Raw genomic sequence first — 22,690 nt, 5'->3', positions numbered from 1 at the left:
AGCATGGTCTTGTTGAACTAGGCGGCTTGCTCGGGCTGAACCGCGCCGGGTTTGCCGGAGGCTATTTGGTATAAGTTACGCAGCCATGGGGACGTCGTCCAGCATGGCGTAGTACAGTTCCTCAGCTTCAGCTGGCGGGATATTGCCGATGGGCTCGAGCAGGCGCCGGTTGTTAAACCAGTCCACCCATTCGAGCGTGGCATATTCCACGGCTTCAAAAGACCGCCATGGTCCTCGCCGATGTATCACCTCGGCCTTATAAAGGCCGTTGATCGTCTCAGCCAAAGCATTGTCATAGCTGTCGCCGACGCTGCCAACCGATGGCTCGATCCCGGCTTCGGCAAGCCGCTCCGAGTATCGGATCGACACGTATTGCGATCCGCGGTCGCTGTGATGGATGAGACCACCCCGATGGACAGGACGTCGTTCGTGGATAGCCTGTTCCAGTGCGTCCAGCACGAAGCCGGCATGCGCAGTCCTGCTGACCCGCCAGCCCACAATGTAGCGAGCATAGACATCGATCACGAAGGCGACATAAACGAAGCCCGCCCACGTCGCGACGTAGGTGAAGTCCGACACCCAGAGCATGTTCGGCGCCGGTGCATGGAACTGCCGGTTCACATGATCGAGCGGGCACGGCGCAGCCTTGTTGCTGATCGTGGTGCGCACGGGCTTGCCCCGGATCACCCCCTGTAAACCCAGATCGCGCATCAGACGCGCGATAGTGCAACGGGCAACAGCAAAGCCCTCGCGGTTCATCTGCCGCCAGACCTTGCGCACGCCGTACACCCCGAAATTCTCGGAAAAGACCCGGACCACCTCTGGCCTCAGATCCTGATCGCGCCGGACACGATCTGACAGTCGCTCCGGATCACGTCGCTGTGCGACGCGCTCATGATAGGTGGATGGGGCAATTGGCAGAACCCTGCAAATCGGCTCGACCCCATATTCCGCGCGATGCTCGTCTATGAAGGCCGTCATCGTTTGAACGGGCGGTCGAGCTCCGCCTGGGCAAAATATGCGCTCGCCTTCCGTAATATCTCGTTGGCCTGGCGCAACTCACGGTTCTCACGCTCCAGCGCCTTCAGGCGATCAGCCATCTCGGTAGGCACGCCAGCGCGCTTGCCGCTGTCCACCTCCGCCTTCTTTACCCACTCGTTCAGCGTGTGCGCCGAGCACCCGATCTTCTCGGCGATAGAAATCATCGCCGCCCAGCGAGAGGGATGGTCTGCTTCGTGATCCAGCACCATCCGCACCGCCCGTGCGCGAACCTCAGGTGCAAACTTGTTCGTCGTTTTGCTCATATCGGCTCCACTTACTCAGAAGTTGGAGCCTCCGGCAAACCCGGCGCGGTTCAGGCGATCCCCCAGCTTCAATCCGTAAGGGCGCCCCTTTGTGGCCGTTCAACCGCCAATTTTTCGTTCCAAGTGTGGTCCGCCTTGATTCCCGTTTTGGATGCCCAAGCCTGAGCCGTGAGCCTCCTGGCAAGTTCTCAGGAATAACCCGCCCAAAGTAGACATCGCGTGAGGGCTTACAATAAGGGAAGCTCGGCCGTAGGCGCCCAACAGCCAAGGCAGAGGATATGAACCTTCGATTCTATATCGACGATAGCGGGAAGAATGATCCACCGGTCTTCGTGCTCGGCGGCGTTGCGTTTCAAGCCGAACAGGTCGCCACCTTCGAAGCCGAATGGATAGCGGAACTGGCTTCACCGCCTGCGATCCCATTCTTAAAGATGAAGGACGCCAATGCCGGGCGCGGCGCTTTCAAGGGCATTCCGCGCAGCGAGCGGGACGCCAAGCTTGCCCGGCTTGGAGAAATCCTCCGCAAACATGCCACGGCCACTGTCGCGGTGATCGTCCGCCACGACGATTACCAACGCATCTTTGCGGGCAAGATGATGGCCTGGATGGACCGCCCCTACCAGATGATGTTCCACCTCACGATCGCGACCGCCTACAAACTGGTGGCGGAGCATGGGTTCGAGAAGACCGCAGAATTCGTGTTCGACCGCCAGCTCGATCATGAGCCGGCGCTTCGGGAATCCTATCCCGCGCTGAGACAGGGCATGGCACCGACACTCGCTGCATTCCTCCCCGAAAATCCCCGCCATGCCGACGATCAGATCGAGGTCGCATTGCAGGCGGCCGATATGATCGCCTGGCATGTTCGTAGAACGTGGCGCGACGGGCCCGACGCACTTGCCCGCGCATCGGGCGCTGGACCGTCGATCGCGGCGATTCCTGGCAAGCACGATCTCTTCACCGAGAACACTCTCGCATTCCTGGCGCGCGTCGCGACCGGCACGGTTCGGGGCCTCAACACCGTCTTTCCCTATGAGGCGAAACAGATCGGCAAGGATTTCGAGGCGATGGCGACCTACGCCAATCTTCAGCTGATCGCGGAGGCCCGCCCCCTTCAGCCGGTCGAACTCATTTCCTTCCCGGCCACCGGAACCGGCACATATCAGCTTGTCCGTAGCTGTGCTGCGCTAGGCAGGCCGCATCTCCACAGGCAATCTGGAACGCGGTGCCTAGGAGAGGCGTCGGCGGCGTAACGCCGTCGATCTGGGCGAGCACGACCGGGCCGCCGCAGCTCTTGCAGGCGACGCCCAGGTAAAGACTCCCCGGGTTAAGGTCGAATTCGATCGCGCGCCCTACCGGCTTCATCATGCGACCACCGAAATCTGATCCGGCTCGAGCAACTTGCGTTCGAGAAGCTCCGCCCGAGCGGCCGCCGGGTTAGGCGTAAACAGCAAGACGCGCAGATCCTCCAGCGCGCGGGAGAACGACACATAAGCGAGTTTCCGCCCGCGCTCTCTCTGGCCGTCCGTGGGCTCACCTGCGGTCGCCGGGGTGAGGATCTTGGTGAAATTGTAGTTGTTCCAGTTTGCCTCGACGTCATCATAGACGACCAGAACCTTGGGATATTCCTCGCCCTTCACACCATGCTGCGTACTGAACGCCGTGTTGCGGGAGATGAAGGTCGCATAAGGCGCGATCTCATCCACGCCCATCTGGAATAAGGCATCGGCGAGCCAGTCACCCTTGTCGAGGCTATGGGCATCGGCATCATACTCCTCGGCGCGCGGGGCTCGGGCGAGATGCTCGCGCAATTTGTCGGACGTGCGGATAATCTGCCTGTCGTCACAAAACCGAAGAAGGTCGCCGAGCGTCCCTGTCGCCCAGAGGTCAGCCAGCTGTCCAACCAGCGCATTGGACGTGTCAATCATCATTTTCAGCGTGTTTGGCGCATTCGGTCCATCCGCGGCGAAGGCTGGGCTATCTCGCCGCAAAATATCGATGATCGCACGGCTATCGCCGCGGGCTTGCGCCGTGATCAATGGCAGGATCGTATTTGTCAGCGGAACGAGCAGGAAGTGCTCGCCTGCCTCGAAATCGTCTTCGGCGCGAGATGAAGCATAGAGTCCGTTGAACAAGCGATTGAGATCGGCAAACCCCATTCGGCGTGCGATCATCTGCCGAACGAGGAAGAGCTTGATCACGTCATCGCGATCCTGCCAGCCCCAGTTCGCAACCGCCGCATCCATCCGCACCAGCGCCCGTTCGATCTGGGCGTCAGAATATCGGTTCCTGGGAAGCTCGGGCACCTCGGACTGGACGAGCCTGAACTCGACGCTGCCCTCCCGTCCCTTATTGTCACCCGCGGCATATTGTTCGACGTCACTTCTGTACGCGTTGAGGAGCCGGATGACGCTCTCCGAGCACCGAAAATTCTCGGTTTTCGTAATTGTCTCGGCGCCGTCGGGCGGCGCGAAGGAATAGGCGCTTTCGTCATAGATTTGCTGCCACGGATCGCCGAAATATCCGACGATCGGCAGCCCTTCCCCCACACCAACGAGATTGAGCCCCGTGACGATGCCTTCGAACGTGTCCTGGGCTTCGTCGACGAAGATGTAGGGAAATCTGAGACCGGTAATGCGTCGGAAGGTGGCATTATGGGCCAGAAGATACGAAGCTATTGCAATGACATCGTCATGGCTCAGGCGTCCCTTCGAGTAGTCGCTGAACCGAACATCCCCATACTGAAACTCCGCCACTTCAGCGAGGCCAGCACGTTCTTCCCCAAGGCGCTCGGCCTTGGCACGCGCATCGCGTGCGGCCCGACTATTGCCGCCATTGTCCTTATCCAGCTCCTTCTGAATTAACGCCGGCAGCCGGTCCAGACGCAAGGCGTCCCGAATGTCGTCCTGGAAACGCCCGATCTGTTCCCAGAGAAAGCCGTGCAGCGTGGAGACGAGATAGAGATCGTCAAATCCCAGTCGCGACTTGATCACCTCGACCGCACGCTTGGTGAACGTGATGCAGGCGATGCGCTGACCATTCTGCCGTAGCGCACGGCCTTCACGATCACGGACACGGTCCAATGCCTCGACCAGCGAACTCGTCTTGCCGGACCCCGCACCTGCGATCAGCGCGAAACTGCGGTGGCCATCGAGGCAATCGCGCACCCTAGCGTCAGCTTCGCTTTCGACCCGTGTCGCCATTGTCAGGCTCCTGCTGGTGCATTTGGTGCCGGTGCTGGCCCGCAGAGCCGCAGCTCAAGCCAACCCAACCCCTCACTGATATAAAGCGGCACTTTCCAGGCCGTGGCGCCGGCCAGCAGGCTCATGGCGAAATCGGTTTTCTTGAAGTTGTCCGACCGGATACGATCATAGATGGCCTGATAAGCGTCGGGCAGCGCTTCCGGAATATCGATGCCGACGGAAAGCGTACCCGCCCGCAAGAGCGCGAAATTCTCGTAGGCGATCGCTTCTTCGAGCGTTCTGGGCCGCAACGCCTGCTGCGCAGCGCCATCAATGACGGTGATATCCGTCTGGAAGGCGATACATCGATCCTTCGCGGCATCGATCTTGTCGGCGGGTACCATTCCCATCAGGCCACCGATGGTCGTCTGTACGCAAAGCTTTTTCAGCGTCGCGTTCGACGTCCGTGCATCGGGCACGTCAGCCCTGCAGGCGCTCGGGTAACCGGCGGGCGCTACGGAATCGATGTCTGTCACGACGAGATACGGGATCCGCAGGAACGCCAGAAGACCCTCGAAGCGGTGCGCAAACGCGCCGCCCACCTCCAGGACCGTCAGGTATGTCGACCGCAGTCGGGACGCTGATACTTCGATCATCGACGGCATGAGCAATTTCTCGACGGCACCTTCCACGAGAATAGCGGCATCCGCGAAAAACAAATCGCAATGGGTCAGGCGGAGATAGCGTTTCAGGAATGCCAACGATTCCGCAGGCGATACTAGGATGCCGTCGATGACCTCCGCATCGGGTTGAAAGGCCCGCAGGCTTCGAACGTCAGAAGCGTTTCGGATTCCGCTACTGGCGACCTCACCGCTCAAGTGACAGCGCTGGAAATAGCGAACCTTCTCAAAGTCGACCGCATCCAGAATGTGGGACGAGTGGGTCGTGACCACCAGTTGCGGCACCAGGTCCGCATGGCCCGCCGCCTTCGCGGACTGATCGATCACGCTCCATACGTTCGCGATGAAGGTTTGCTGGACCTGCGCGTGGAGATGCACCTCGGGCTCCTCGATGAAGATGAGGTGGCACAGCGGGCGATTCTCGGCGGTGAGGAGCCACTGCGAGTGAAAGTGTCTCGCCTGAATGGCCATGTAGATAAGGTTCTTGAACCCTAGCCCATTGTAAAGCTCCGGCAGCTCATGTGCACGGCCGGGATCGACGTAGAGCAGCTCGGTGTTGCCGCGCAGCGCGGTCTCCGGACTGAGCGAAGATATGATGCGCAGCTCCCTATCGTTAATCGACGGCACGCCAAGATCCTTAATCAGGCTGATCAGTGGATCGAACTGTTTCGCGTAATGATCGGTGAGCTTCCGATTGTTCTCGTCAATGACTCGGTGCGCTTCCGCAGCATGATCGGTCTGCTCCAGATTCTTTCGATAGTAAGAGGCGAAGGCGGAGGAGAGCCGATTGCTTCGGCTGCTGTCATCGTCATTGATGTTTCGCTGGGCGTCGACAAAATCGACCCGCACGAGATGCTTAAGCAGGCGGCGGCCCTCTTCCGGATCCAGCGGGTTGGCATGGACCTCAAGCCCACCGCCTTCGACAGCCTTTTCCTCCAGCGATGCATAACGCACGGCGGAATGTCGGCTCAGATTGTTATCGGTCGACATATATTGCGAAAGCGTCTTCGTCCGACTCCCGTCGGCATCAGCGGGGTAAGCGGCGAAATATTGATCTCGCAGCTTTCTTGGCTCCTCGACGCCGTATGACAGCCGGATGCCGACCCGGGTGAAGTCCGACAGTTTTGGAAGCAGAGTGAAAACCCGCCCAAAGGCGATCGTGTTTGGATCGATCGTGAACCAGAGGTCGAGTGATATTTCCGGCAGCGAGGTGGCTTCGGCATCACCCCCGAAGGCGTCGAAATCCGCCATCGTGGCAATCGCGAAATCGTGAATTTTGAAGTCTCGTTCGCCGAGAAATGAACGAAAGATCGCGGTCGCCGATGTCTTTCCGCTGTTGTTGGGTCCAACAAAGATCGTCTCCTTGTCCTCGATATCGATTGCGACGGCTTCCAGGCGTCGGAAATTCCGTATCGAAACGGCGCTTAGCTTCATAATCCCCCGTCTGCTGCGCCCCCGATCAGCAATCCGATCGTCTGTTAACAGCGATGGGTGGCACCGGCGCAGCGCCTCGAAGGTTGCACAGTTGTCTCCGTCTAACAAGAACCATGGGGTCAAAGGCCATCATTCTGGACCTATCTGCGGTGAGTCTTAGTCTGATCAGCGTATACAATGCGCGGCAGCTTTTGAGACAGCTCATCGGCAATGTGGACGACCGATATGGGGAGCATAGCAGACGCCAATCGCATGTGCGGCGCGGTGCTGCCCATGATCTATCCTCCTTCCGCTGCTTCCTTCCGGCCACTTGGCGTGACCCGGCAGAACTGAGGTTGAGGGTGAACGATCGTGGTCCGGCAGAGTGCCGTTGATGGGTGGGGTTGCCATCTTACCGACTCCTGATCCAAGAGGTTCGGCATGACAGCCGCGACACCTGCACAATTGAATGCTGCCGCAGAAATCGAGGCGCTCGACAATCCAGGAATCACTAAGTTCTATTTGGCGGTCCGACGCGAGTTTCGCGAGCTACTCAAGCGCGCCAGGCGGATCTCGCGCGGTTCGGGTGGCATTTCTTCCACCGGTAACCGCATGTATTGGGGCTGTGTGCTGTTCACGCGGATCGTGGTCACTGCCAAAAGCCTTGATCAGTTGCTACCTGATCCCAAGCCGGGCGAGCATTGGGATTTCAGCGCCGCCGCATCGCTTACGCGCAATCTCTTCGAAGCCTGTCTGGTGTACCACTGGCTGTGTGGCGAGGACGTCCCGGAGACGCTACGTGAGGCCCGCTTCATCCTGTTCCACCTCCACGACCATGGTTCACGTTACCGCTTGTTCCCCGACGAGTCACCGCCACCCGAGGTGCTCGAGGATTTGACCAAGCGTTTCGATGCGAGCCCGATCCTTGCTCAATATGACGAGAAGCAACGCCGCGTTGCTCTGAGGGGCGAGCGAACGCCGTTTATCCAGGACGACGTGCTTGCCGAGATCGGCGTAGATCTGGACGAATTCCGTCTGCTCTACCGGCTATTTTCCCAGCACACGCATAATGGCCCGATCGCCTTCTATCGCATGGCCGAGCATGATCGCGGCACCGGCGTCGAAACCAGGCACGAGAAGCGCTATCTGATGGTGGCAATCGGCTTTGCTGCGCAATTCCTTGCCCGCGCAACCAATACGCAACTCGATATCGTTCCCGACGCCGAAACTCGTCCACCGCATTTGACCGATAAGCAAGTCCGGATGAACGTCGAGCGGAATCAGGGGCGTGCAACGCGCCGCTAGATGATGGTGCGGGCCATGGCTGTCAGCTAACTCGGAAAGGCGCCTCAGCGCGCAAGCGACATCAAAAGCTCGTTCCATTTTGCGAATAGCGGCTTCTTATACTTGTCGCCCGTGTCGAACGCGCTCAGCACCCCGAAAATCCGTAAGGGTCAGGCGCCCTGTTCTCCCAAGGGCACTTGCACGGTCCGCCTCGCATCGTCACTCACACCATGGCGCTTGATCACGATAGCCGTAGCGCGGTGGCGTACGGATAAGGACGCGCAGTCCCAAACAGCAGCGCGCGGCGCGGTGGCCTCAAAGCCTGCCGCGCAGTGTGATTCAATGTCCGAACTTGGTGCGCGACGATAATTGTGGTTATCAGCGAACCAGCAGGTTTGGAACGGCATGACGAACGCTGCTACCCCATAGCGAAGAGATCCGATGCTGAGCGACGCTGAATATGACGAGCTGGCGCGCGTGTTGCTCGCCGACATCCAAGCCCTCGTACCTCTAACCTTTCCGCAAGGCCGCCCGGTCAGCGAACCTCATATCCGCTTGCTGGCGACGATCATGCGCCGCTGGCTCGTCGATGGCGATCTTAAAAAGCTACTGACCCCGCTGCGGCAGTCGGCGCTCTTCGAAGTTCAAGGCAACAGCCAAGTGAGGGCCTATGCCGATCGAACCCGCGCCTTCCGATACTATCTCACTGCCGGCATCAGGGCCGAGGGGCAGCAGATCCGGCATATCTATGAAACCACGCTGTCGGCGGAGGCGGTGGACCGCAGCTTTGTTCATGAGGGCCACGTCCGATTGCCCCTCAAGAAATTTCTCGCGCAACCCCGCCTCTATTTCGACGGCGATTGGTTCAGCACCGAGCAGATACTGCGCTTCGTCGCCAACAAGCTCGGCGGCAACCATCTAGACTTCGATCGAACTGGCGAATGGGCCAAGCTCGATGCGGCCAACGCGTTCATGCGCTACGGCGGTCCCGATCTGGCAGACCCGCCCGAGGGCTGCGAAGTTTACCTGATCCTAGAGCCAAGCAGCAACGAGATCATCGGCGGGGTACATCTGGAGGTGATCGCCGCCGCGGCGGCCTTTGTGCAAATGGAGATCGACGGCGTTCAGCTCTGCACGCTGCGCACCGAGCGCAGCTTTGTCGGCAGGCTTCGAAAGCTATTAAAGCGCCCGCGACAAATCCACATGATCGAACGAAACGAAGATTAAACATTTCCCTGCGAGCACCCGGAGCGTTGGCCGCGCTGGACAGACAAACGGGTGCCCCTGCGGTCGATCAGCCTAAGGCAATGCACGCGCCGCATAGCGGGGGTATGAGCTAGAGCCGTCATGTGGCTGGACCTTGATCTGCGTGGTAGGTGAACCATCGGTTGATGCCAAATGTTGTCGGCTGGATCGCAGCGCAAGTTCGGGTGAATGAGCCGTAGAACTTTTTCCTGTAGCGTCTCAGGCGCTGGTGCCCACACTTCGCCGGCCCGCCAATCCGAACTTCAGGATTACAGCAATGTCGAGCCGACCGCGCTCGCACCAGGTCGAAGATATTTCAGGCCGCCGCTTTGAAGACCGGCTCCCGCCTGCGTGGGTATCCAGGACTGTTTTGGCGCTGCATAAGTTTAAAGCAAAGTTATGAGGGCTACCTGCCCCGCCACCTGAACGGACGGCAGCTTATGGGATCAGCGCTTAGCGGGCTGAATGGCCGATTATAGCGCACTGAGCCGCCGATAGACTGTTGGCAAGTTGCACCCGGGAGCGTCCGCTTTCTCGCGCCAAGTCCTCAGAACCGGACCGAGCACGAAGTCCCCGAGCCAGTCAAAATCCGCCCGGCCATTCATGTCCAAGCGGCACGCAAATGGGCATGGGATCACCCCCATTGCGTATGAACCCGAAGGAAAGTTGCCCCGCCGGAGCAAGCTCAACGGCGGGGACGAGTTCAAGGTAGTTGCCGCACTCAAGGGGAAAGAGCGTTGAGAATAATGTAGGCCGAGCCAGTGCCGACACAATGCCAACTGGCGCACCAAAATGGACTGGATGCGGCGTCAACCATCCTCGACGCTGTAGAACATGGGATTTCTGAGCCAGTCATTGATGGCGGACTCCCGCCATCCCATGCAGCGGGTGGCGATGCGCACCTGTCTGGGAAAGGTGCCATCCGCCACCTTGCGATAGAGGGTGGCCCGGCTGAGCCCGGTGCGGTCGAGCACGGTGTTGAGGCGGAGGATGCGGTCGGGGGACTGAGCGGTCATGGCAAATTCCTGTATGCTGCGATGCGGTTTGCTTGCCCCTGAGCATCAGGATTGTGGGGTCGTTCTGTCGCGTCAAGCCCATGAGAATCAGTGGCTTGGGCCAAATCGGGCCATGGCGGACCATGTCGGTCCACGGCGGGCCAGATCGTATGCAGAAAAATTTTGCCGATAGGTTTTGCGGCCATCGGCGATGCGGCTGTTGAGCCTTTTCAGATGGGAAAGAGCTGCGGAGCGAGCTGAAGATCAGCGTGCAAGTTTCCCGATTCGGACTTGGGGTGGCCCGTTGGTCCGTATGCGGTCATCGCGCTGTGCGCGATGGCGTTGGCCTCCGGCGTCGATCTGGCGGGGGGAGCGTCGCTTGCCCTTAGGCCCGTCGCGCCGGGCAACAACTCCGGCTTCGCCTGAGTGCTCCATTTCATTGCGCCCCTGCGGGTGCAGCCCGGCTCCCTCGACAGGCCTTTGGGGTCGCTCCTGCCGCTCCCCTCGCCATTCCGGCGCCGGTTGCGGTGTTTGAAGGAGTGAGAGAAAATGGAACTCAAGCATATCGACATCGCCCATCTGTCCGTCTCGCCTGCCAATATGCGGGCCAAGGGCAAGACCCCTGATCTGGCCAACATCCTGCCCTCCGTACGGGCGCGGGGCGTATTGGTGCCGCTGATCGTGCGGCAGAATGGGAGTCCTGACAGCTACGAGATCGTGGCGGGCAAACGGCGTTACCATGCAGCACTGGCTGTGGCACAGGAAAGCGGTGAAGCCGAAGCCCTGCCATGCGCAATCATGGAAGCAGGCGACGATGCGGCGGCGCTGGAAGCCTCGCTGATCGAGAATGTGGCCCGGCTCGATCCGGACGAAGTGACGCGCTGGGAGAGCTTCACCCGACTGGTGCGCGAAGGGCGGAACGTGGAGGATATAGCCCTCACCTTCGGTCTTACCGAATTACAGGTGAAGCGGACGCTGGCCTTGGGCAATCTCCTGCCGCGCCTCCGCAATCTCTATCGCCAGAATGAGATCGATGCCGCGACCGTTCGGCATCTGACCCTGCTGTCCAAGGTCCGGCAGCGTGAGTGGCTGGCCCTGCTCGACGATCCGGAAGCCTATTGCCCGACCGGCTCCCGGTTGAAGTCATGGGCTTGCGGCGGCGCATCGATCCTGGTCAGCGCAGCCCTGTTCGATCTGGCCAGCTTTCCGGGCAGCATCGTGTCTGACCTTTTCGGAGAGGAGCGCTACTTTGCCGATGCGTCCATATTCTGGACCTCACAGGAGGCGGCCATTGCCCAACGGGCAGAGGTATACCGACAAGCGGGATGGCAGGATGTCGTCATCCTTCCCGTTGGCGAACCCTTCCATAGCTGGGATCATGAATGCACCCCCAAGCGCAAGGGCGGCAAGGTCTTCATCGCTGTGGGACCACGTGGCGATGTCACCTTCCATGAGGGCTATCTGACGATCAGGGAGGCGCGGAAACAGGCAGCGGGAGAGACAATGACCGAAAAGCCGGTCCGCCCCGAAATCGGTCCTGCCATCCGCAACTATGTGGACCTTCATCGTCATGCCGTCGTGCGGGCGGCGGTCGCTGGCTCTCCGTCGCTGGCCCTGCGCCTGATGGTCGCTCATGCGATTGTGGGATCGTCATTGTGGCGCGTGTCGGTCGGACCGCAGCGGGCGGTGAACGAGGCCATTGCCGAAAGCATCGAGACGAGCATTTCGGAAACGGCGTTCGACATGCGGCGGCGGGTGGTGCTGGCGCTGCTCGGCTTCGATCCCGAAGCGTCGACGGTAACCGGCGGCTATGAAGGGGATCATGGCGTGGCGGGCCTGTTCGTTCGTTTGGCATCCCTGTCCGACGAGGCGGTGCAGGAGGTGCTGGCTATCGTCATGGCCGAAACGCTGGAGGCAGGTAGAGCCCTTGTCGATCTGCTGGGCCTGCATCTGGGCATCGATATGCGCGAGACATGGACCTGCGACGATGCCTTGCTCGACCAGTTGCGGGACCGGGAAGTGCTGGACGGCATCCTGACCGAGGTTGCGGGCGAGGAAGCGGCAGCCGCTAACCGAGAGGCAACCGGTAAGGTCAAGCGGCAGATCGTCCGAGATTGCCTGACCGGCGAGAATGGCCGGGCGAAGGTCGAAGGCTGGGTACCACGCTGGATGACGTTTCCGCCCATGGCCTATACGGAGCGTGGCGGTGTCCCGACGGTCGAGCGCAGCGTATTGCTGGCCGATCTGGTCGCATCCCTCGCGCCGCAACCGTCCCCGCTGGCCCAGGCGGTCTGATCCGATACCGGCGGCAGCAATGCCGCCGGTTTTCCTGTCGGGAGATTTCCGATGAACGACAGCCATGACCCCGCCCTGATCGCACGGCTGGAGGATGCACTGCTCCGCTTGCCCCGCATCCAGCGCGACATCTTTCTGGCCGTCCGGCTCGATGCCCTGAGCTATGGGGAGATTGCCGAACGCACCGGTCTCACCAGCGGGCAGGTCGAGCGGCTTTTTGCCGGGGCCCTCGGCAATTTCAGCCGCAATCTGCGCGATCCGTCGCGCCAGCGGTGGCGGCGCTGGTTTCGCTGACAAGACTGCCTCGCCCGGTTCGTGCCGGGCGAGGTTGGCGCATCGCTCTCTCCCCGCTAGGATCAACCCCATGAAAACCGGTCTCGATCATCTTCCTGCCAGCAAGCAGCGCGAACTGGAGCATGTCGTGCGCGTGCTGTTCGAGGAGTTCGAGGCGGCGCAGGCTCGCCGCAGCAGCAAATGGAACAAGCAGGCTCGGATCCTGAAGCTCGTGCTCTACGGCTCCTATGCGCGGGGCGGCTGGGTCGACGATCCGGTCGGCGGCTACAAGTCCGATTATGACATCCTCATCGTCGTCAACGATGACAATCTGGTCGACCTGGACTATTGGTCGGCGGCGGACGACCGGTTGATGCGCGACATGACCATCACCGGGATGCTGTCGGCGCCGGTCAATTTCATCGTCCATTCGCTGACTGACGTGAACCGGCAGCTTGAAAAGGGACGGCCCTTCTTCATCGACATCATCCGCGATGGCATCCTGCTCTATGAGGCCGAGGGCTTCTGCTTCGCTCAGCCGCGTGACTTGCCGTCTGAGGAAGCGGGGATTGAGGCGCGGAAGCATTTCGAGCGGTGGTTTTCAGTTGCGCGAGCTTCATTGCAAACGTTCAAACTACAGCGAGCGCAAGGGAATGACGAACATTGGCGCAACAAGGCGGCATTTGAACTCCACCAAGCTGTAGAACAACTCTATCACTGCACGCTGCTCACATTGAGCCTCTACTCCCCCAAATCCCACCGGCTCAATTTCCTGCGCAGCCATGCCGAGGAGATCGCCCCGGAATTGGTTAAGGCCTGGCCACGCGATGACAAGTTCAGCCGCCGCTGCTTCGATCTGCTGCGGCAGGCATATGTGAACGCCCGCTATTCTCCTCACTATAAGGTGACGGACGAGGAACTGAACTGGCTGGGCGAGCACGTGGCCATGCTGCAGGAACTGGTCAAAACCGTCTGCGAGCGGCGTCTGGCTGAGGACTGATCGTTTTCAACCGTTGCCGGACGATCCGGCGTTCCCGTTTCCCAGCCCATCGGCGATCATCGCCGCCAGCGTTTCTTCCGCACGGGCGCGACTGGCCGCGTCCTTTGCAGCAAGGTCATGCCGGATCCATTGCGGCGCGCGTTCGATCACGCCCAGGATGATGGCTTTCATTTCGTCGTCCATAGGCCGCCCTATGACGGGTCAGCCCTGAACCGGCAAGGATTCGGCCGCAAACATGCGTTGGCCGCGCCGCCGCCAAAGCAGCAACTGTTGCGCACGATCCTCAGCCCGCAGCCTTGCAGCCGCTTCGCCGAGCAGCCCGAGGATGACGGCACGATCATCGTCGACAAGTTCGACCAGTCCCGCCTTCATGACAAGGCCGCCAAGCTCGATCAGATGCCGGGTGCGTTCGCGCCGCTTCACCTGCCAGTCTCGCTTGTCATTGCGTGCCTGTCTGGCCAGCAGCCGGTGGCGCGCGATCTTCACCCGCCGCAGCGCCGCCCGGCTTGTCGCCAGCGCCATGGCCAGCCTCGTCTCGCTTTCCTGAAAAGAAGGCGGCGCCCCGCTTGCGCCATGCCTCCCGCCTGGCGCTGTCGGTCGTGGTGGCAATGGCCAGCAGCGCCCCCGCGAGCTCCTCAGCGTTCAAGGCATCCGCGCCTGCCGCCATCACCAGCTCACCCAACTGGCTCTGCTTGCGGCTCTTCAATTGCCTCGCTTTGTCTGTGAGAGCCTTGAGCTCAGCGTCATAGTCCCGTGGCTTGCGCATGGAAAATGTCCTTCTTATAAACGAAAGGACATTCCAGTTATCGTTCCTCTCGATCAGCGGCAATGCTCTGGAATTTCCTGAGATTGCCGCATCCCGAGATTGATGAAATCTTTCGAGGGCGCGCTTATACGTCGTGCCGACGTGCGCTTTTGGGCGTAAATGCTATGTCGCCATGGCGATCTACCATATCTCCGCCAAGATCATTTCCCGCGCTGCCGGTTCGTCGGCGCTGGCGGCGGCCGCCTATCGCTCGGCCTCGCGCCTCCATGATGAGCGGCTTGGCCGCCATCATGATTTCTCCAACAAGGCGGGCGTCGTTCATAGCGAAGTGATGCTGCCCGATGGCGCGCCCGAAGAATGGCGCGACCGGGAAAAGCTGTGGAACGCTGTCGAAGCGGCAGAGCTGCGCAAGGACGCGCAACTGGCCCGCGAAGTGGAGTTCGCTCTCCCCCACGAGCTCGACCAGTCAGAGGGAATCCGCCTAGCGCGCGACTTTGTCGAACGGGAATTTGTAGCGCTGGGCATGGTCGCCGACCTTAATGTCCATTGGGATGTCGGCGCTGACGGGCAGTCCAAGCCCCATGCCCATGTGATGCTGGGTCTGCGCGAAGTGACCGACGAAGGTTTCGGCGCCAAGGTGCGCGACTGGAACCGCACCGATCTGCTTACCCACTGGCGCGAGGCCTGGGAAAGCCATGTGAACACCCGCCTCGCCGAACTCGATATCGATGCGCGCATCGATCATCGCAGCCTGGAGGCGCAGGGTATTGAGCTGGAACCCCAGCACAAGATCGGCCCGGCCGCAGCGCGCATGGCGCTTGAGGGGCATGACAGGGAGCGGCTGGAAGAGCATCACGCCATCGCCCGGGCCAATGGCGAAAAGATACTCGCCAACCCCGGCATTGCGCTTGACGCGATCACCCACGGCCAAGCGACCTTCACCACCCGTGATCTTGCCCTGTTTGTCCATCGGCACAGCGAGGGAAAGGATCAGTTCGATACGGTGATGGCGGCGGTGAAGGCGTCGCCAGATCTTGTCGCGCTGGGCAAGGATGGCCGCAGTGAACAGCGTTTCACCTCACGCGCCATGCTGGAAACCGAACAGCGGCTTGAACGTGCCACCGCCACGCTCGATGCGCGCCGCCATCATGGCGTCGCGGCGCGGCATGTCGATCGCGCACTGGCGCAGGCAGCGCAGCGAGGCATGGACCTCTCCGCCGAGCAGCGCGGAGCGCTTGAGCATGTGACCAGCCCCAGGACCCTAAGCATTATCATCGGCTATGCCGGGACCGGCAAGAGCGCAATGCTGGGCGTGGCACGCGAGGCTTGGGAACGCGCGGGCTACACCGTGCAGGGTGCGGCGCTCTCCGGCATTGCAGCGGAAAATCTCGAAGGTGGCTCGGGCATTGCATCCCGCACCATTGCCAGCCTGGAACACCAATGGGCGCAGGATCGTGAACTGCTGACCGACAAATCCATCCTCGTGATCGACGAGGCGGGTATGATCGGCACGCGGCAGATGGAACGGGTGATCGCGGAAGCCGAGAAGCGCGGCGCCAAGCTGGTGCTGGTCGGCGACCCCGAACAGCTCCAGGCGATTGAGGCGGGGGCGGCGTTCCGCTCGGTTGCCGAGCGCCATGGCAGCGTGGAGATCACCGCCATTCGCCGTCAGAATGAAGAGTGGCAGCGCGAGGCGACGCGAGCGCTGGCCACGGGCCGGACCGGTGAGGCGATCGCCGCCTATGAGGCAGCGGGGCATGTGCATTCCGCCGCAACCCGCGATGATGCACGCCGCGATCTGATCGATCGCTGGGATCGGGATCGACTGGCCGAGCCCGGCGCCAGCCGCATCATCCTCACCCACACCAATGACGAAGTGCGCGAACTCAACGAGGCGGCTCGCGACCGGCTGCGCGGCGCAGGTGGGCTGGGCCAGGAGGTCAGCCTGACGGTCGAACGGGGAACGCGCAGCTTTGCCTCCGGCGACAGGGTCATGTTCCTGCGCAATGAGCGCAGCCTGGGCGTCAGGAACGGCACCCTTGCCACCGTGCAGCATGTCAACCAACTGCGCATGACGGTGATGCTGGACGATGGCCGCGCTGTCGCATTCGACATAAAGGACTATGCCGCGATCGATCATGGCTATGCCGCCACCATCCACAAGGCGCAGGGCATGACCGTGGATCAGGTGCATGTGCTCGCAACGCCGGGGTTCGACCGCCATGCCGCCTATGTCGCGCTCTCCCGCCATCGCGGCACGGTCGACCTCCATTATGGCCAGGATGATTTTGCCGATCGCGGTAGGCTGGCACACGCCCTCAGCCGCGAGCGCGGCAAGGACATGGCGTCGGATTATGCCCAGTCACCCGCGCCAGAGCGGCAGGCTGCACCAAAACCCGCCCGGTCTCCCTTCGAAGGGTTGGAGCTGCGGGCCGATCCGCCTGCCATGGCCGAACCGAAGGAGAGCATCACGGAGGTCCGGGATCGTGCAATCGCGCGGCATGCCCGCGTCGTGCAGGCGATCTTCTCGATGCAGGATCAGGGCGCGGAAATGACGCCGGATCAGAGAAGCGAACTCAAACAAGCCAGGCAGCAGCTGAACGGCCTGCGCGACCATGCGGCGCTCGACGCGGAAACCGCCTATGGCCGCAACCCATCATTGGCCGCCGGAGCCGCGCGGGGTGACACCGAGCCAGCGCGTCTGGCCATCGTCCATGAGCGCGAAGTCCGCACCGATCCGAACCTCAGGGCCGACCGTTTCGTCGAGCGCTGGAACCGCTACGCCAAAGCCGCGGAGCGCGCCTATGTCGATGGCGACTATGACCGGCGCCGCACCTGTCAGGATGGCATGCGGTCGATGGCGCGATCGCTGGAGCGCGATCCGCAGGTGGAATCGATCCTAGCCAACCGCAAGCGTGAACTCGGCCTTGCCATCGACAGCGGGCGAAGGTTGGGGGCGGAGCTCGCGTTCAACCATGGGATCGACCTGGGGAGGGGCCGGGGGCTGGGAATCGGAGTGTGAGGACCAGCAGAGCGACGAGGTTTATGTCGTCCTTGCATGGTCAACAACGGCAGATTGTTCATCATGCGATTCGTGCCGACTGGCCCGGCGAGAGATTCCTCCGTTTCGGAGTAAATAGTTATACCATCGCTAAATAACTGATTGCGGGGCCATTTTGGATTTGATAGCCAAGGAGATGCGGGGGAATAAATATGAGGGGTCGTGTCCTTCGCACGTTGGGTGATTTTGCGGGGGATGTCGTTTGTTTCGGTCTATCAATTTTCCAGAGGGTCTTGTTGTGGGCGGTGCCCGGGCTGAAACCACCCAGCCTGAATGACGTCCGCTGCCGTTGAGGGTGGCGGATTCGACGGAAGTTCCAAAACATCTTCCTTCTCGGATTCTGTCCTTTCCTCCTTTGTCCTTTTAGCGAAATTTCTCGGGGTTCCCGCTGATCCTGCGCAGATCGCGCACGATCATGGCGAGCCTGCGAACGGCTATGTGCTGGAGGATCTGGCGCGGATTTCAAAACGGCTGAAAATCGTTGCAAAGATCCGCTCCGCTTCGCTTGCCGATCTGGCGAAGCTGCCTTTGCCCGCACTCGCCGAACTGCGCGACGGACAAGTCGTCATTCTGCTGAAGGTTGATCAGCAGGAGGAGGCTCTCCGTCTCCTGGTCCAGCGCGGTGATGGCGACAAGCCGGAGGTGTGGACCAGCGGTGAAATGGATGGGCGTTTTGCCGGACGCCTGTTGTTGATGACCACGCGCGAGCAGATGGCAGGGACGTCGCGCCCGTTCGACATCAGCTGGTTCATTCCCGCGCTAGTCAAATATCGCAGCGCCTTGCGCGATGTGCTGATCGGCTCCTTCTTCCTGCAATTGATGGGGTTGGTTTCCCCGATCTTCTTCCAGCTCGTGATCGACAAGGTGCTGGTGCATCAGTCAATGACTACGCTCGATGTGCTGGCGATCGGTCTTGCGACCGTTCTTCTGTTCGAGACGCTGCTCTCAGCCCTTCGTAACTGGCTCTTTGCCCATACCACCAACAGAGTGGACAGCGAGCTGTCGGCGCGCATGTTCCGCCATCTCCTGAACCTCCCGCTTTCCTATTTCGAGGCACGGCGGGTCGGCGACAGCGTGGCGCGCGTGCGGGAACTGGAACGCATCCGCGAATTCCTGACCTCCAATGCCGTCACGGTGGTGATCGATCTCTTCTTCACCATCGTCTTCTTCATAGTCATGTATCTCTACAGCCCGATGCTGACGCTGATCGTAGCCCTGTCGATCCCCGTCTATGCGGCGATCTCGATTGTCCTAACCCCTGCATTGCGCGTTCAACTGGATGAGAAATTCAAGCGCGGGGCGGAAAACCAGGCGTTCCTGGTCGAAAGCGTCACGGGCATCGGCACCTTGAAGGCGATGGCGGTCGAACCGCAAATGCGCGCCAAATGGGAAAAGCAGTTTGCCGGCTACACCAACACCGGTTTCGCCGTGGCGACGCTCGCCAATTGGGGCAGCCATCTCATCCAGGTCGTTTCCAAGCTGACGACGGTCGCCATTCTCTATTTCGGGGCAAAGGCGGTGATCGCGGGTGATCTGAGCGTCGGATCGCTGGTTGCCTTCAACATGCTCTCCGGGCGCGTCGCGCAGCCGATCCTACGGCTCTCACAGCTCTGGCAGGATTTCCAGCAGGTCCGCATTTCCGTCGATCGCTTGGGAGATGTGCTCAATACTCCCGCCGAGCCTGAGCATAATCCCAACCGCGCCAGCCTGCCGCCGATCCGGGGCAAGGTCGAGTTCGACAAGGTCCGTTTCCGCTATCGCCCCGATGCGCCTGAAGCACTGCGCGGCGTCAGCCTCACGGTCGAGGCGGGCGAGATGCTGGGCATCGTCGGGCCATCGGGTTCGGGCAAATCGACGCTCACCAAGCTGGTCCAGCGCCTTTATGTGCCTGAGCAGGGCAGGGTGTTGGTTGACGGCACGGATCTGGCTCTGGTCGATCCCGCCTGGCTTCGGCGGCAGATCGGTGTGGTCCTCCAGGAGAACATCTTGTTCAACCGCTCGGTGCGTGAGAATATCGCACTTGCCGATCCCACCATGCCGATGGAACGGGTGATGGCGGCGGCGAACCTCGCGGGCGCGCATGACTTCATTCTGGAGCTGCCGCACGGCTATGACACGATCATCGACGAGCGCGGAGGCAACCTCTCCGGCGGCCAGCGGCAGCGCATGGCGATTGCGCGGGCGCTGATCGGCAATCCCCGAATCCTGATCCTTGATGAAGCGACCAGCGCGCTCGATGCCGAGAGCGAGGACATCATCCAGACCAACCTGCGCCGCATCGCGCAGGGGCGCACCGTCATCATCATAGCCCACCGCCTGTCTGCGGTCCGCCAATGCCATCGCATCGTTACAGTCGAGGGAGGAGCGATCACCGAGGTGGGCAATCATGAGAGCCTGCTCAAGTCAGGTGGGCGTTATGCGCAACTCTACACCAAGCAGATGGGGCAGGTGGCATGAAGGCCTGGGCTGCAGCAACCTTCCCAACGCTCAACCATCATTGGCGGGTGCTCAAGATCAGCTGGACGATGCAAAACGAGGCTGACAAGGCCAAGCGTCCGATCAGCGATCATGAATTCCTGCCTGCCGCATTGGAGATCATGGAGAAACCGCCCAGCCCAGGGCTGCGCATGCTTCTGTTGCTGCTTTGCGGTCTCTTCACCATTGCCCTTATCTGGTCCGCGATCGGCAAGGTTGATGTCGTTGCGGTCGCCAGCGGCAAGGTCATTCCTTCCGCCAATGTGAAGATTATCCAACCTATTGAGATCGGTTCGGTTCGTGCCATCCATGTGCGCAACGGTCAGCATGTCACCAAAGGGCAGTTGCTCGTGGAACTCGATCCGACCCTAGCCGGAGCCGATGAAGCACAAGCGGGGCAGCAACTTCTCTTTGCCAATGTGATCCGAGCCCGCAATGACGCATTACTGACCTATCTTGCCGGCAGACCGGGGCGTTTCATCCCGCCGGCTGGCACGCCCGAGGGCGTATCCGCCACTCAAGCCCAGTTTGTTCGCGCTGCCATAGCGGAATATGAGGCGCAGCGCGCCAGCCTCAGTGAACAACGCGCGCAGCAGGCCGCCGAACTGTCTTCGGCCGAGGCGGAAATCGCCAAGCTGAAAATGACCCTTCCGCTGGTGGAACGTCAACTCGCCGCGCGGAATGAACTGGCGGAGCGAGGCTATTACTCCAAGCTCAAGGCACTGGAATATGAGCAGCTGCGCCTCGAGCATATCCAGAACATCGCGGTTCAGCAGGCGGCCGCAGTCAAGGCGCGCGCCGCGATGGGCGCGCTGGATGCGGAAATCTCCAAATTGCGCGAAGGCTTTGCCAAGGGTGCGGTGACCGAACTCTCCGAAGCTACGGACAAGTCGGCTTTGGCGGTCCAGGAACTGCACAAATCAGAGCGTCGTCGAGCATTCCAGGAACTGCGCGCGCCGGTCAGTGGCACGGTACAGCAGCTGGCGGTCACTACCATCGGCGGCGTCGTTCAGCCCGCTCAGCCGATCATGGTGATTGTACCGGACGGCAGCGATGTCGAAGTTGAGGCGATGATCCTTAACAAGGATATCGGCTTTGTGCGCGAGGGCCAGAAGGTGCGGGTCAAGCTCGAGGCCTATCCATTTACAGACTATGGCTTGATCGAAGGTGTGGTCGAGACGATCAGCCGCGATGCGATCGAGCAGAACCAGCAGACGGCACTACGGGACGAGAAGAACAGGCCAGTCCAGCCAGGACTCGTCTATGCCGCACGCATTCGCTTGCACCAACGCACCATCAAGGTGGCGGGTATGGATCAGCCCATCGGGCCCGGACTTGCCGTTCAAGCGGAGATCAAGACTGGAGAGCGCAGGATCATCCAATATCTCCTCTCACCTATCGTGCAGGCCATGGATGAAGCGGGGAGGGAGAGATGAAGCAGGCTCCACGAATTCCCTCTGAGAAAGGCAAATCGTTATTTTACCGTAACAATTTTGTTGACCGCGTCGAAAAGCTTTTGCAGCACATCGTCCAGAGCATGCCGGCAGAGTCCGCCATCCGACGGGTCGCCAGAACAACAGATGAAGTCGGGGTTTACCTGTGCGACGACAGCTATTGAGTCTCATGCCAGCGGCATTAGCAATCCTGGCGCTGAGCGCCTGCGCGTCGCACGAATATATGGGGATTTCGCTTAAGCCAGGCGTGGCGGCACCTGGGCTTCGGGATCTCGCGCAACGGGCGAGTGGAGGTAACAGGCAGGCGCAGCTTGAACTGGGAATTCGATATGAAGAAGGGCAAGGACTGCCAGTTGATCTGGAGCGGGCGAGGAAACTCTATACCATGGCGGCAAGTGATAGCGGCGGAACTATGTGGATCTATTCTCCCTCGCCAGGAGGTGGTTCTCCCGCCAGGGTTTTGCCGGTCGATCGACCCGTCGTGCATGGGCTTGACGAGGCAAAGCGCCGCTTGCGAGGTATGATCCATGAGGCGCGCTAAGATGTTTGCGCTGGTGTCCGCCATTGCTGCGCTTACGGCTGGAGCGGCCGTAACCATGGGAATTATCCCAATTGCCCGCCCTCCAGCGCTCGCACCCGCCGATTCAGAGACGCTAGTCGTTCCGACTGAGCGGAATAAATATTTCAAGCAAGATATTCGTTTCAAGCTGACGTTACCATCAGCGTATCTGCACCAAAAGGGTGAGACCTGGAAGCCTCCGCTCAATGGCGTGTCGTTCGCAGTCGACCTTAAGGATGGTAGGGCAACAGGGCTAACCCCTATTGAGCGCCCCTCGGTTGTCGTAGTGGCGCTCTCGGTGGTCGCCTATCAAGGCGTCGATAGGAGCGTAAAAGATTATGTCCATCTCCGTCGTACGGACAAAGGTGAGCGTTGGGGCGAAGAAATCGAAACGCGCCGATATGGACTGAATTATTTCACTACCATCGAATATCCAGGCGCACCGCCCAAGGAATTCTTGTTCGATAATGATTTTTTTCATCGAACGATGATTGACTGTCGGCCGAGCGGGAATGCCTATCCTTCGCTGTGTACATTAACCGTCGTGGGCGAACGTGGCGGGGGCATCAATCCGCAGGCCAATGCTGCGGTAATGACTGAGATCATCTTTCGTCATGAGCGGTTGGCGGACTGGGAAATAATCCGACAGCAGGTCGAGCACTTTCTTGGCGGCAAAATTATTGTAAGCGGTTGGGGGAACTGAG

At 60.6% G+C, this 22,690-nt stretch carries 19 protein-coding genes and 1 other annotated feature; of the genes, 12 read left to right on the top strand and 7 right to left on the bottom strand.

Going from position 1 to position 22,690, the window contains the following annotated elements; all coding sequences use genetic code 11:
* Positions 1–75 precede the first annotated feature (75 nt).
* Positions 76–1,304, bottom strand: a protein-coding gene (locus tag MRBLMC3_RS07890; RefSeq protein WP_363827375.1) for an IS3 family transposase whose coding sequence is annotated in 2 segments (ribosomal slippage) — positions 76–1,016 and positions 1,016–1,304 — 1,230 coding nt in all. Because the reading frame shifts where the segments join, the coding sequence is not laid out codon by codon here.
* Positions 907–1,023, bottom strand: a sequence feature (AL1L pseudoknot). Its footprint overlaps the gene before it by 117 nt.
* A gap of 278 nt (positions 1,305–1,582) precedes the next feature.
* Between MRBLMC3_RS07890 and MRBLMC3_RS07885 the strand changes: the two genes are divergently transcribed.
* The gene (locus tag MRBLMC3_RS07885) at positions 1,583–2,557 is read left to right on the top strand and encodes a DUF3800 domain-containing protein (RefSeq protein ID WP_363827372.1); all 975 of its coding nucleotides are present in this window, start codon (positions 1,583–1,585) and stop codon (positions 2,555–2,557) included.
* Between the two features lie 111 nt (positions 2,558–2,668).
* Here MRBLMC3_RS07885 and MRBLMC3_RS07880 read toward each other — a convergent pair whose 3' ends face one another.
* Both MRBLMC3_RS07880 and MRBLMC3_RS07875 read right to left on the bottom strand, forming a co-directional pair.
* Positions 2,669–4,507: a UvrD-helicase domain-containing protein gene (locus MRBLMC3_RS07880; RefSeq protein ID WP_363827371.1), complete on the bottom strand. Its 1,839-nt coding sequence runs from the start codon at positions 4,505–4,507 to the stop codon at positions 2,669–2,671.
* 2 nt (positions 4,508–4,509) lie between these two features.
* The gene (locus MRBLMC3_RS07875; protein ID WP_363827369.1) at positions 4,510–6,600 is read right to left on the bottom strand and encodes an ATP-dependent nuclease; all 2,091 of its coding nucleotides are present in this window, start codon (positions 6,598–6,600) and stop codon (positions 4,510–4,512) included.
* Positions 6,601–7,020: 420 nt separating this feature from the next.
* On the opposite strand from MRBLMC3_RS07875, the gene MRBLMC3_RS07870 reads away from it, so the two are divergent.
* Together MRBLMC3_RS07870 and MRBLMC3_RS07865 are read left to right on the top strand one after the other, a co-directional pair.
* Positions 7,021–7,884, top strand: a complete 864-nt coding sequence (locus MRBLMC3_RS07870; protein ID WP_363827367.1) for a DUF5677 domain-containing protein — start codon at positions 7,021–7,023, stop codon at positions 7,882–7,884.
* A 420-nt stretch (positions 7,885–8,304) separates the two neighbouring features.
* Positions 8,305–9,090, top strand: a complete 786-nt coding sequence (locus MRBLMC3_RS07865; RefSeq protein WP_363827364.1) for a hypothetical protein — start codon at positions 8,305–8,307, stop codon at positions 9,088–9,090.
* A gap of 827 nt (positions 9,091–9,917) precedes the next feature.
* Here the strand turns inward: MRBLMC3_RS07865 and MRBLMC3_RS07860 are convergent.
* A complete protein-coding gene (locus tag MRBLMC3_RS07860) occupies positions 9,918–10,124 on the bottom strand; it encodes a helix-turn-helix transcriptional regulator (RefSeq protein WP_363827362.1) in 207 nt (68 codons plus the stop codon).
* A gap of 528 nt (positions 10,125–10,652) precedes the next feature.
* On the opposite strand from MRBLMC3_RS07860, the gene MRBLMC3_RS07855 reads away from it, so the two are divergent.
* The 3 genes from MRBLMC3_RS07855 to MRBLMC3_RS07845 all read left to right on the top strand — a co-directional run bounded on the left by MRBLMC3_RS07855 (position 10,653) and on the right by MRBLMC3_RS07845 (position 13,671).
* Positions 10,653–12,398 carry a ParB/RepB/Spo0J family partition protein gene (locus tag MRBLMC3_RS07855; protein ID WP_363827360.1) on the top strand — a complete coding sequence of 582 codons (1,746 nt, stop codon included), beginning with the start codon at positions 10,653–10,655 and terminating at the stop codon, positions 12,396–12,398.
* Positions 12,399–12,449: 51 nt separating this feature from the next.
* On the top strand, positions 12,450–12,692 hold the full coding sequence (locus MRBLMC3_RS07850; RefSeq protein ID WP_363827358.1) for a sigma-70 region 4 domain-containing protein: 243 nt from the start codon (positions 12,450–12,452) through the stop codon (positions 12,690–12,692).
* A 70-nt stretch (positions 12,693–12,762) separates the two neighbouring features.
* Entirely contained in the window at positions 12,763–13,671 is a 909-nt protein-coding gene (locus MRBLMC3_RS07845; RefSeq protein WP_363827356.1) for a HEPN domain-containing protein, read from the top strand.
* Positions 13,672–13,677: 6 nt separating this feature from the next.
* Here MRBLMC3_RS07845 and MRBLMC3_RS07840 read toward each other — a convergent pair whose 3' ends face one another.
* From MRBLMC3_RS07840 to MRBLMC3_RS07830, 3 genes are read right to left on the bottom strand one after another with little or no spacing between them, the layout of a single operon-like run.
* Positions 13,678–13,854 (bottom strand): DUF6771 family protein, encoded by a 177-nt coding sequence (locus MRBLMC3_RS07840; RefSeq protein WP_363827354.1) that lies wholly within the window; start codon positions 13,852–13,854, stop codon positions 13,678–13,680.
* An 18-nt stretch (positions 13,855–13,872) separates the two neighbouring features.
* A complete protein-coding gene (locus tag MRBLMC3_RS07835) occupies positions 13,873–14,094 on the bottom strand; it encodes a conjugal transfer protein TraD (RefSeq protein ID WP_363827352.1) in 222 nt (73 codons plus the stop codon).
* 16 nt (positions 14,095–14,110) lie between these two features.
* A complete protein-coding gene (locus MRBLMC3_RS07830; RefSeq protein WP_363827349.1) occupies positions 14,111–14,437 on the bottom strand; it encodes a conjugal transfer protein TraD in 327 nt (108 codons plus the stop codon).
* 172 nt (positions 14,438–14,609) lie between these two features.
* On the opposite strand from MRBLMC3_RS07830, the gene traA reads away from it, so the two are divergent.
* The 6 genes from traA (at position 14,610) to MRBLMC3_RS07800 (ending at position 22,689) form a co-directional block, all read left to right on the top strand.
* The gene (gene traA, locus MRBLMC3_RS07825) at positions 14,610–17,459 is read left to right on the top strand and encodes a Ti-type conjugative transfer relaxase TraA (RefSeq protein WP_363827347.1); all 2,850 of its coding nucleotides are present in this window, start codon (positions 14,610–14,612) and stop codon (positions 17,457–17,459) included.
* A 312-nt stretch (positions 17,460–17,771) separates the two neighbouring features.
* On the top strand, positions 17,772–19,955 hold the full coding sequence (locus MRBLMC3_RS07820; protein WP_363827345.1) for a type I secretion system permease/ATPase: 2,184 nt from the start codon (positions 17,772–17,774) through the stop codon (positions 19,953–19,955).
* Positions 19,952–21,409 carry an HlyD family type I secretion periplasmic adaptor subunit gene (locus MRBLMC3_RS07815; protein WP_363827343.1) on the top strand — a complete coding sequence of 486 codons (1,458 nt, stop codon included), beginning with the start codon at positions 19,952–19,954 and terminating at the stop codon, positions 21,407–21,409. Before MRBLMC3_RS07820 ends, MRBLMC3_RS07815 begins: the two co-directional genes overlap by 4 nt.
* Positions 21,406–21,591, top strand: a complete 186-nt coding sequence (locus MRBLMC3_RS07810; protein ID WP_363827340.1) for a hypothetical protein — start codon at positions 21,406–21,408, stop codon at positions 21,589–21,591. The genes MRBLMC3_RS07815 and MRBLMC3_RS07810 overlap by 4 nt, the downstream gene beginning before the upstream one ends.
* Positions 21,592–21,596: 5 nt before the next feature.
* Positions 21,597–21,968: an SEL1-like repeat protein gene (locus MRBLMC3_RS07805; protein ID WP_363827338.1), complete on the top strand. Its 372-nt coding sequence runs from the start codon at positions 21,597–21,599 to the stop codon at positions 21,966–21,968.
* Position 21,969: 1 nt separating this feature from the next.
* Positions 21,970–22,689: a hypothetical protein gene (locus tag MRBLMC3_RS07800; RefSeq protein ID WP_363827337.1), complete on the top strand. Its 720-nt coding sequence runs from the start codon at positions 21,970–21,972 to the stop codon at positions 22,687–22,689.
* Position 22,690: the final 1 nt, after the last annotated feature.

Source organism: Sphingobium sp. LMC3-1-1.1 (assembly GCF_040676285.1).
Lineage (GTDB): Bacteria > Pseudomonadota > Alphaproteobacteria > Sphingomonadales > Sphingomonadaceae > Sphingobium.
The sequence above is the reverse complement of the archived record's forward strand: the minus strand, read 5'-3'. Positions and strand labels throughout refer to the sequence as shown.

Excerpts from the sequence above, each read along its gene's own strand:
- MRBLMC3_RS07885 (WP_363827372.1), top strand. The coding sequence starts at position 1,583 with ATGAACCTTCGATTCTATATCGACGATAGCGGGAAGAATGATCCACCG.
- MRBLMC3_RS07880 (WP_363827371.1), bottom strand. The coding sequence starts at position 4,507 with ATGGCGACACGGGTCGAAAGCGAAGCTGACGCTAGGGTGCGCGATTGC.
- MRBLMC3_RS07875 (WP_363827369.1), bottom strand. The coding sequence starts at position 6,600 with ATGAAGCTAAGCGCCGTTTCGATACGGAATTTCCGACGCCTGGAAGCC.
- MRBLMC3_RS07870 (WP_363827367.1), top strand. The coding sequence starts at position 7,021 with ATGACAGCCGCGACACCTGCACAATTGAATGCTGCCGCAGAAATCGAG.
- MRBLMC3_RS07865 (WP_363827364.1), top strand. The coding sequence starts at position 8,305 with ATGCTGAGCGACGCTGAATATGACGAGCTGGCGCGCGTGTTGCTCGCC.
- MRBLMC3_RS07860 (WP_363827362.1), bottom strand. The coding sequence starts at position 10,124 with ATGACCGCTCAGTCCCCCGACCGCATCCTCCGCCTCAACACCGTGCTC.
- MRBLMC3_RS07855 (WP_363827360.1), top strand. The coding sequence starts at position 10,653 with ATGGAACTCAAGCATATCGACATCGCCCATCTGTCCGTCTCGCCTGCC.
- MRBLMC3_RS07850 (WP_363827358.1), top strand. The coding sequence starts at position 12,450 with ATGAACGACAGCCATGACCCCGCCCTGATCGCACGGCTGGAGGATGCA.
- MRBLMC3_RS07845 (WP_363827356.1), top strand. The coding sequence starts at position 12,763 with ATGAAAACCGGTCTCGATCATCTTCCTGCCAGCAAGCAGCGCGAACTG.
- MRBLMC3_RS07840 (WP_363827354.1), bottom strand. The coding sequence starts at position 13,854 with ATGGACGACGAAATGAAAGCCATCATCCTGGGCGTGATCGAACGCGCG.
- MRBLMC3_RS07830 (WP_363827349.1), bottom strand. The coding sequence starts at position 14,437 with ATGCGCAAGCCACGGGACTATGACGCTGAGCTCAAGGCTCTCACAGAC.
- traA (WP_363827347.1), top strand. The coding sequence starts at position 14,610 with ATGGCGATCTACCATATCTCCGCCAAGATCATTTCCCGCGCTGCCGGT.
- MRBLMC3_RS07820 (WP_363827345.1), top strand. The coding sequence starts at position 17,772 with ATGACGTCCGCTGCCGTTGAGGGTGGCGGATTCGACGGAAGTTCCAAA.
- MRBLMC3_RS07815 (WP_363827343.1), top strand. The coding sequence starts at position 19,952 with ATGAAGGCCTGGGCTGCAGCAACCTTCCCAACGCTCAACCATCATTGG.
- MRBLMC3_RS07810 (WP_363827340.1), top strand. The coding sequence starts at position 21,406 with ATGAAGCAGGCTCCACGAATTCCCTCTGAGAAAGGCAAATCGTTATTT.
- MRBLMC3_RS07805 (WP_363827338.1), top strand. The coding sequence starts at position 21,597 with ATGCCAGCGGCATTAGCAATCCTGGCGCTGAGCGCCTGCGCGTCGCAC.
- MRBLMC3_RS07800 (WP_363827337.1), top strand. The coding sequence starts at position 21,970 with ATGTTTGCGCTGGTGTCCGCCATTGCTGCGCTTACGGCTGGAGCGGCC.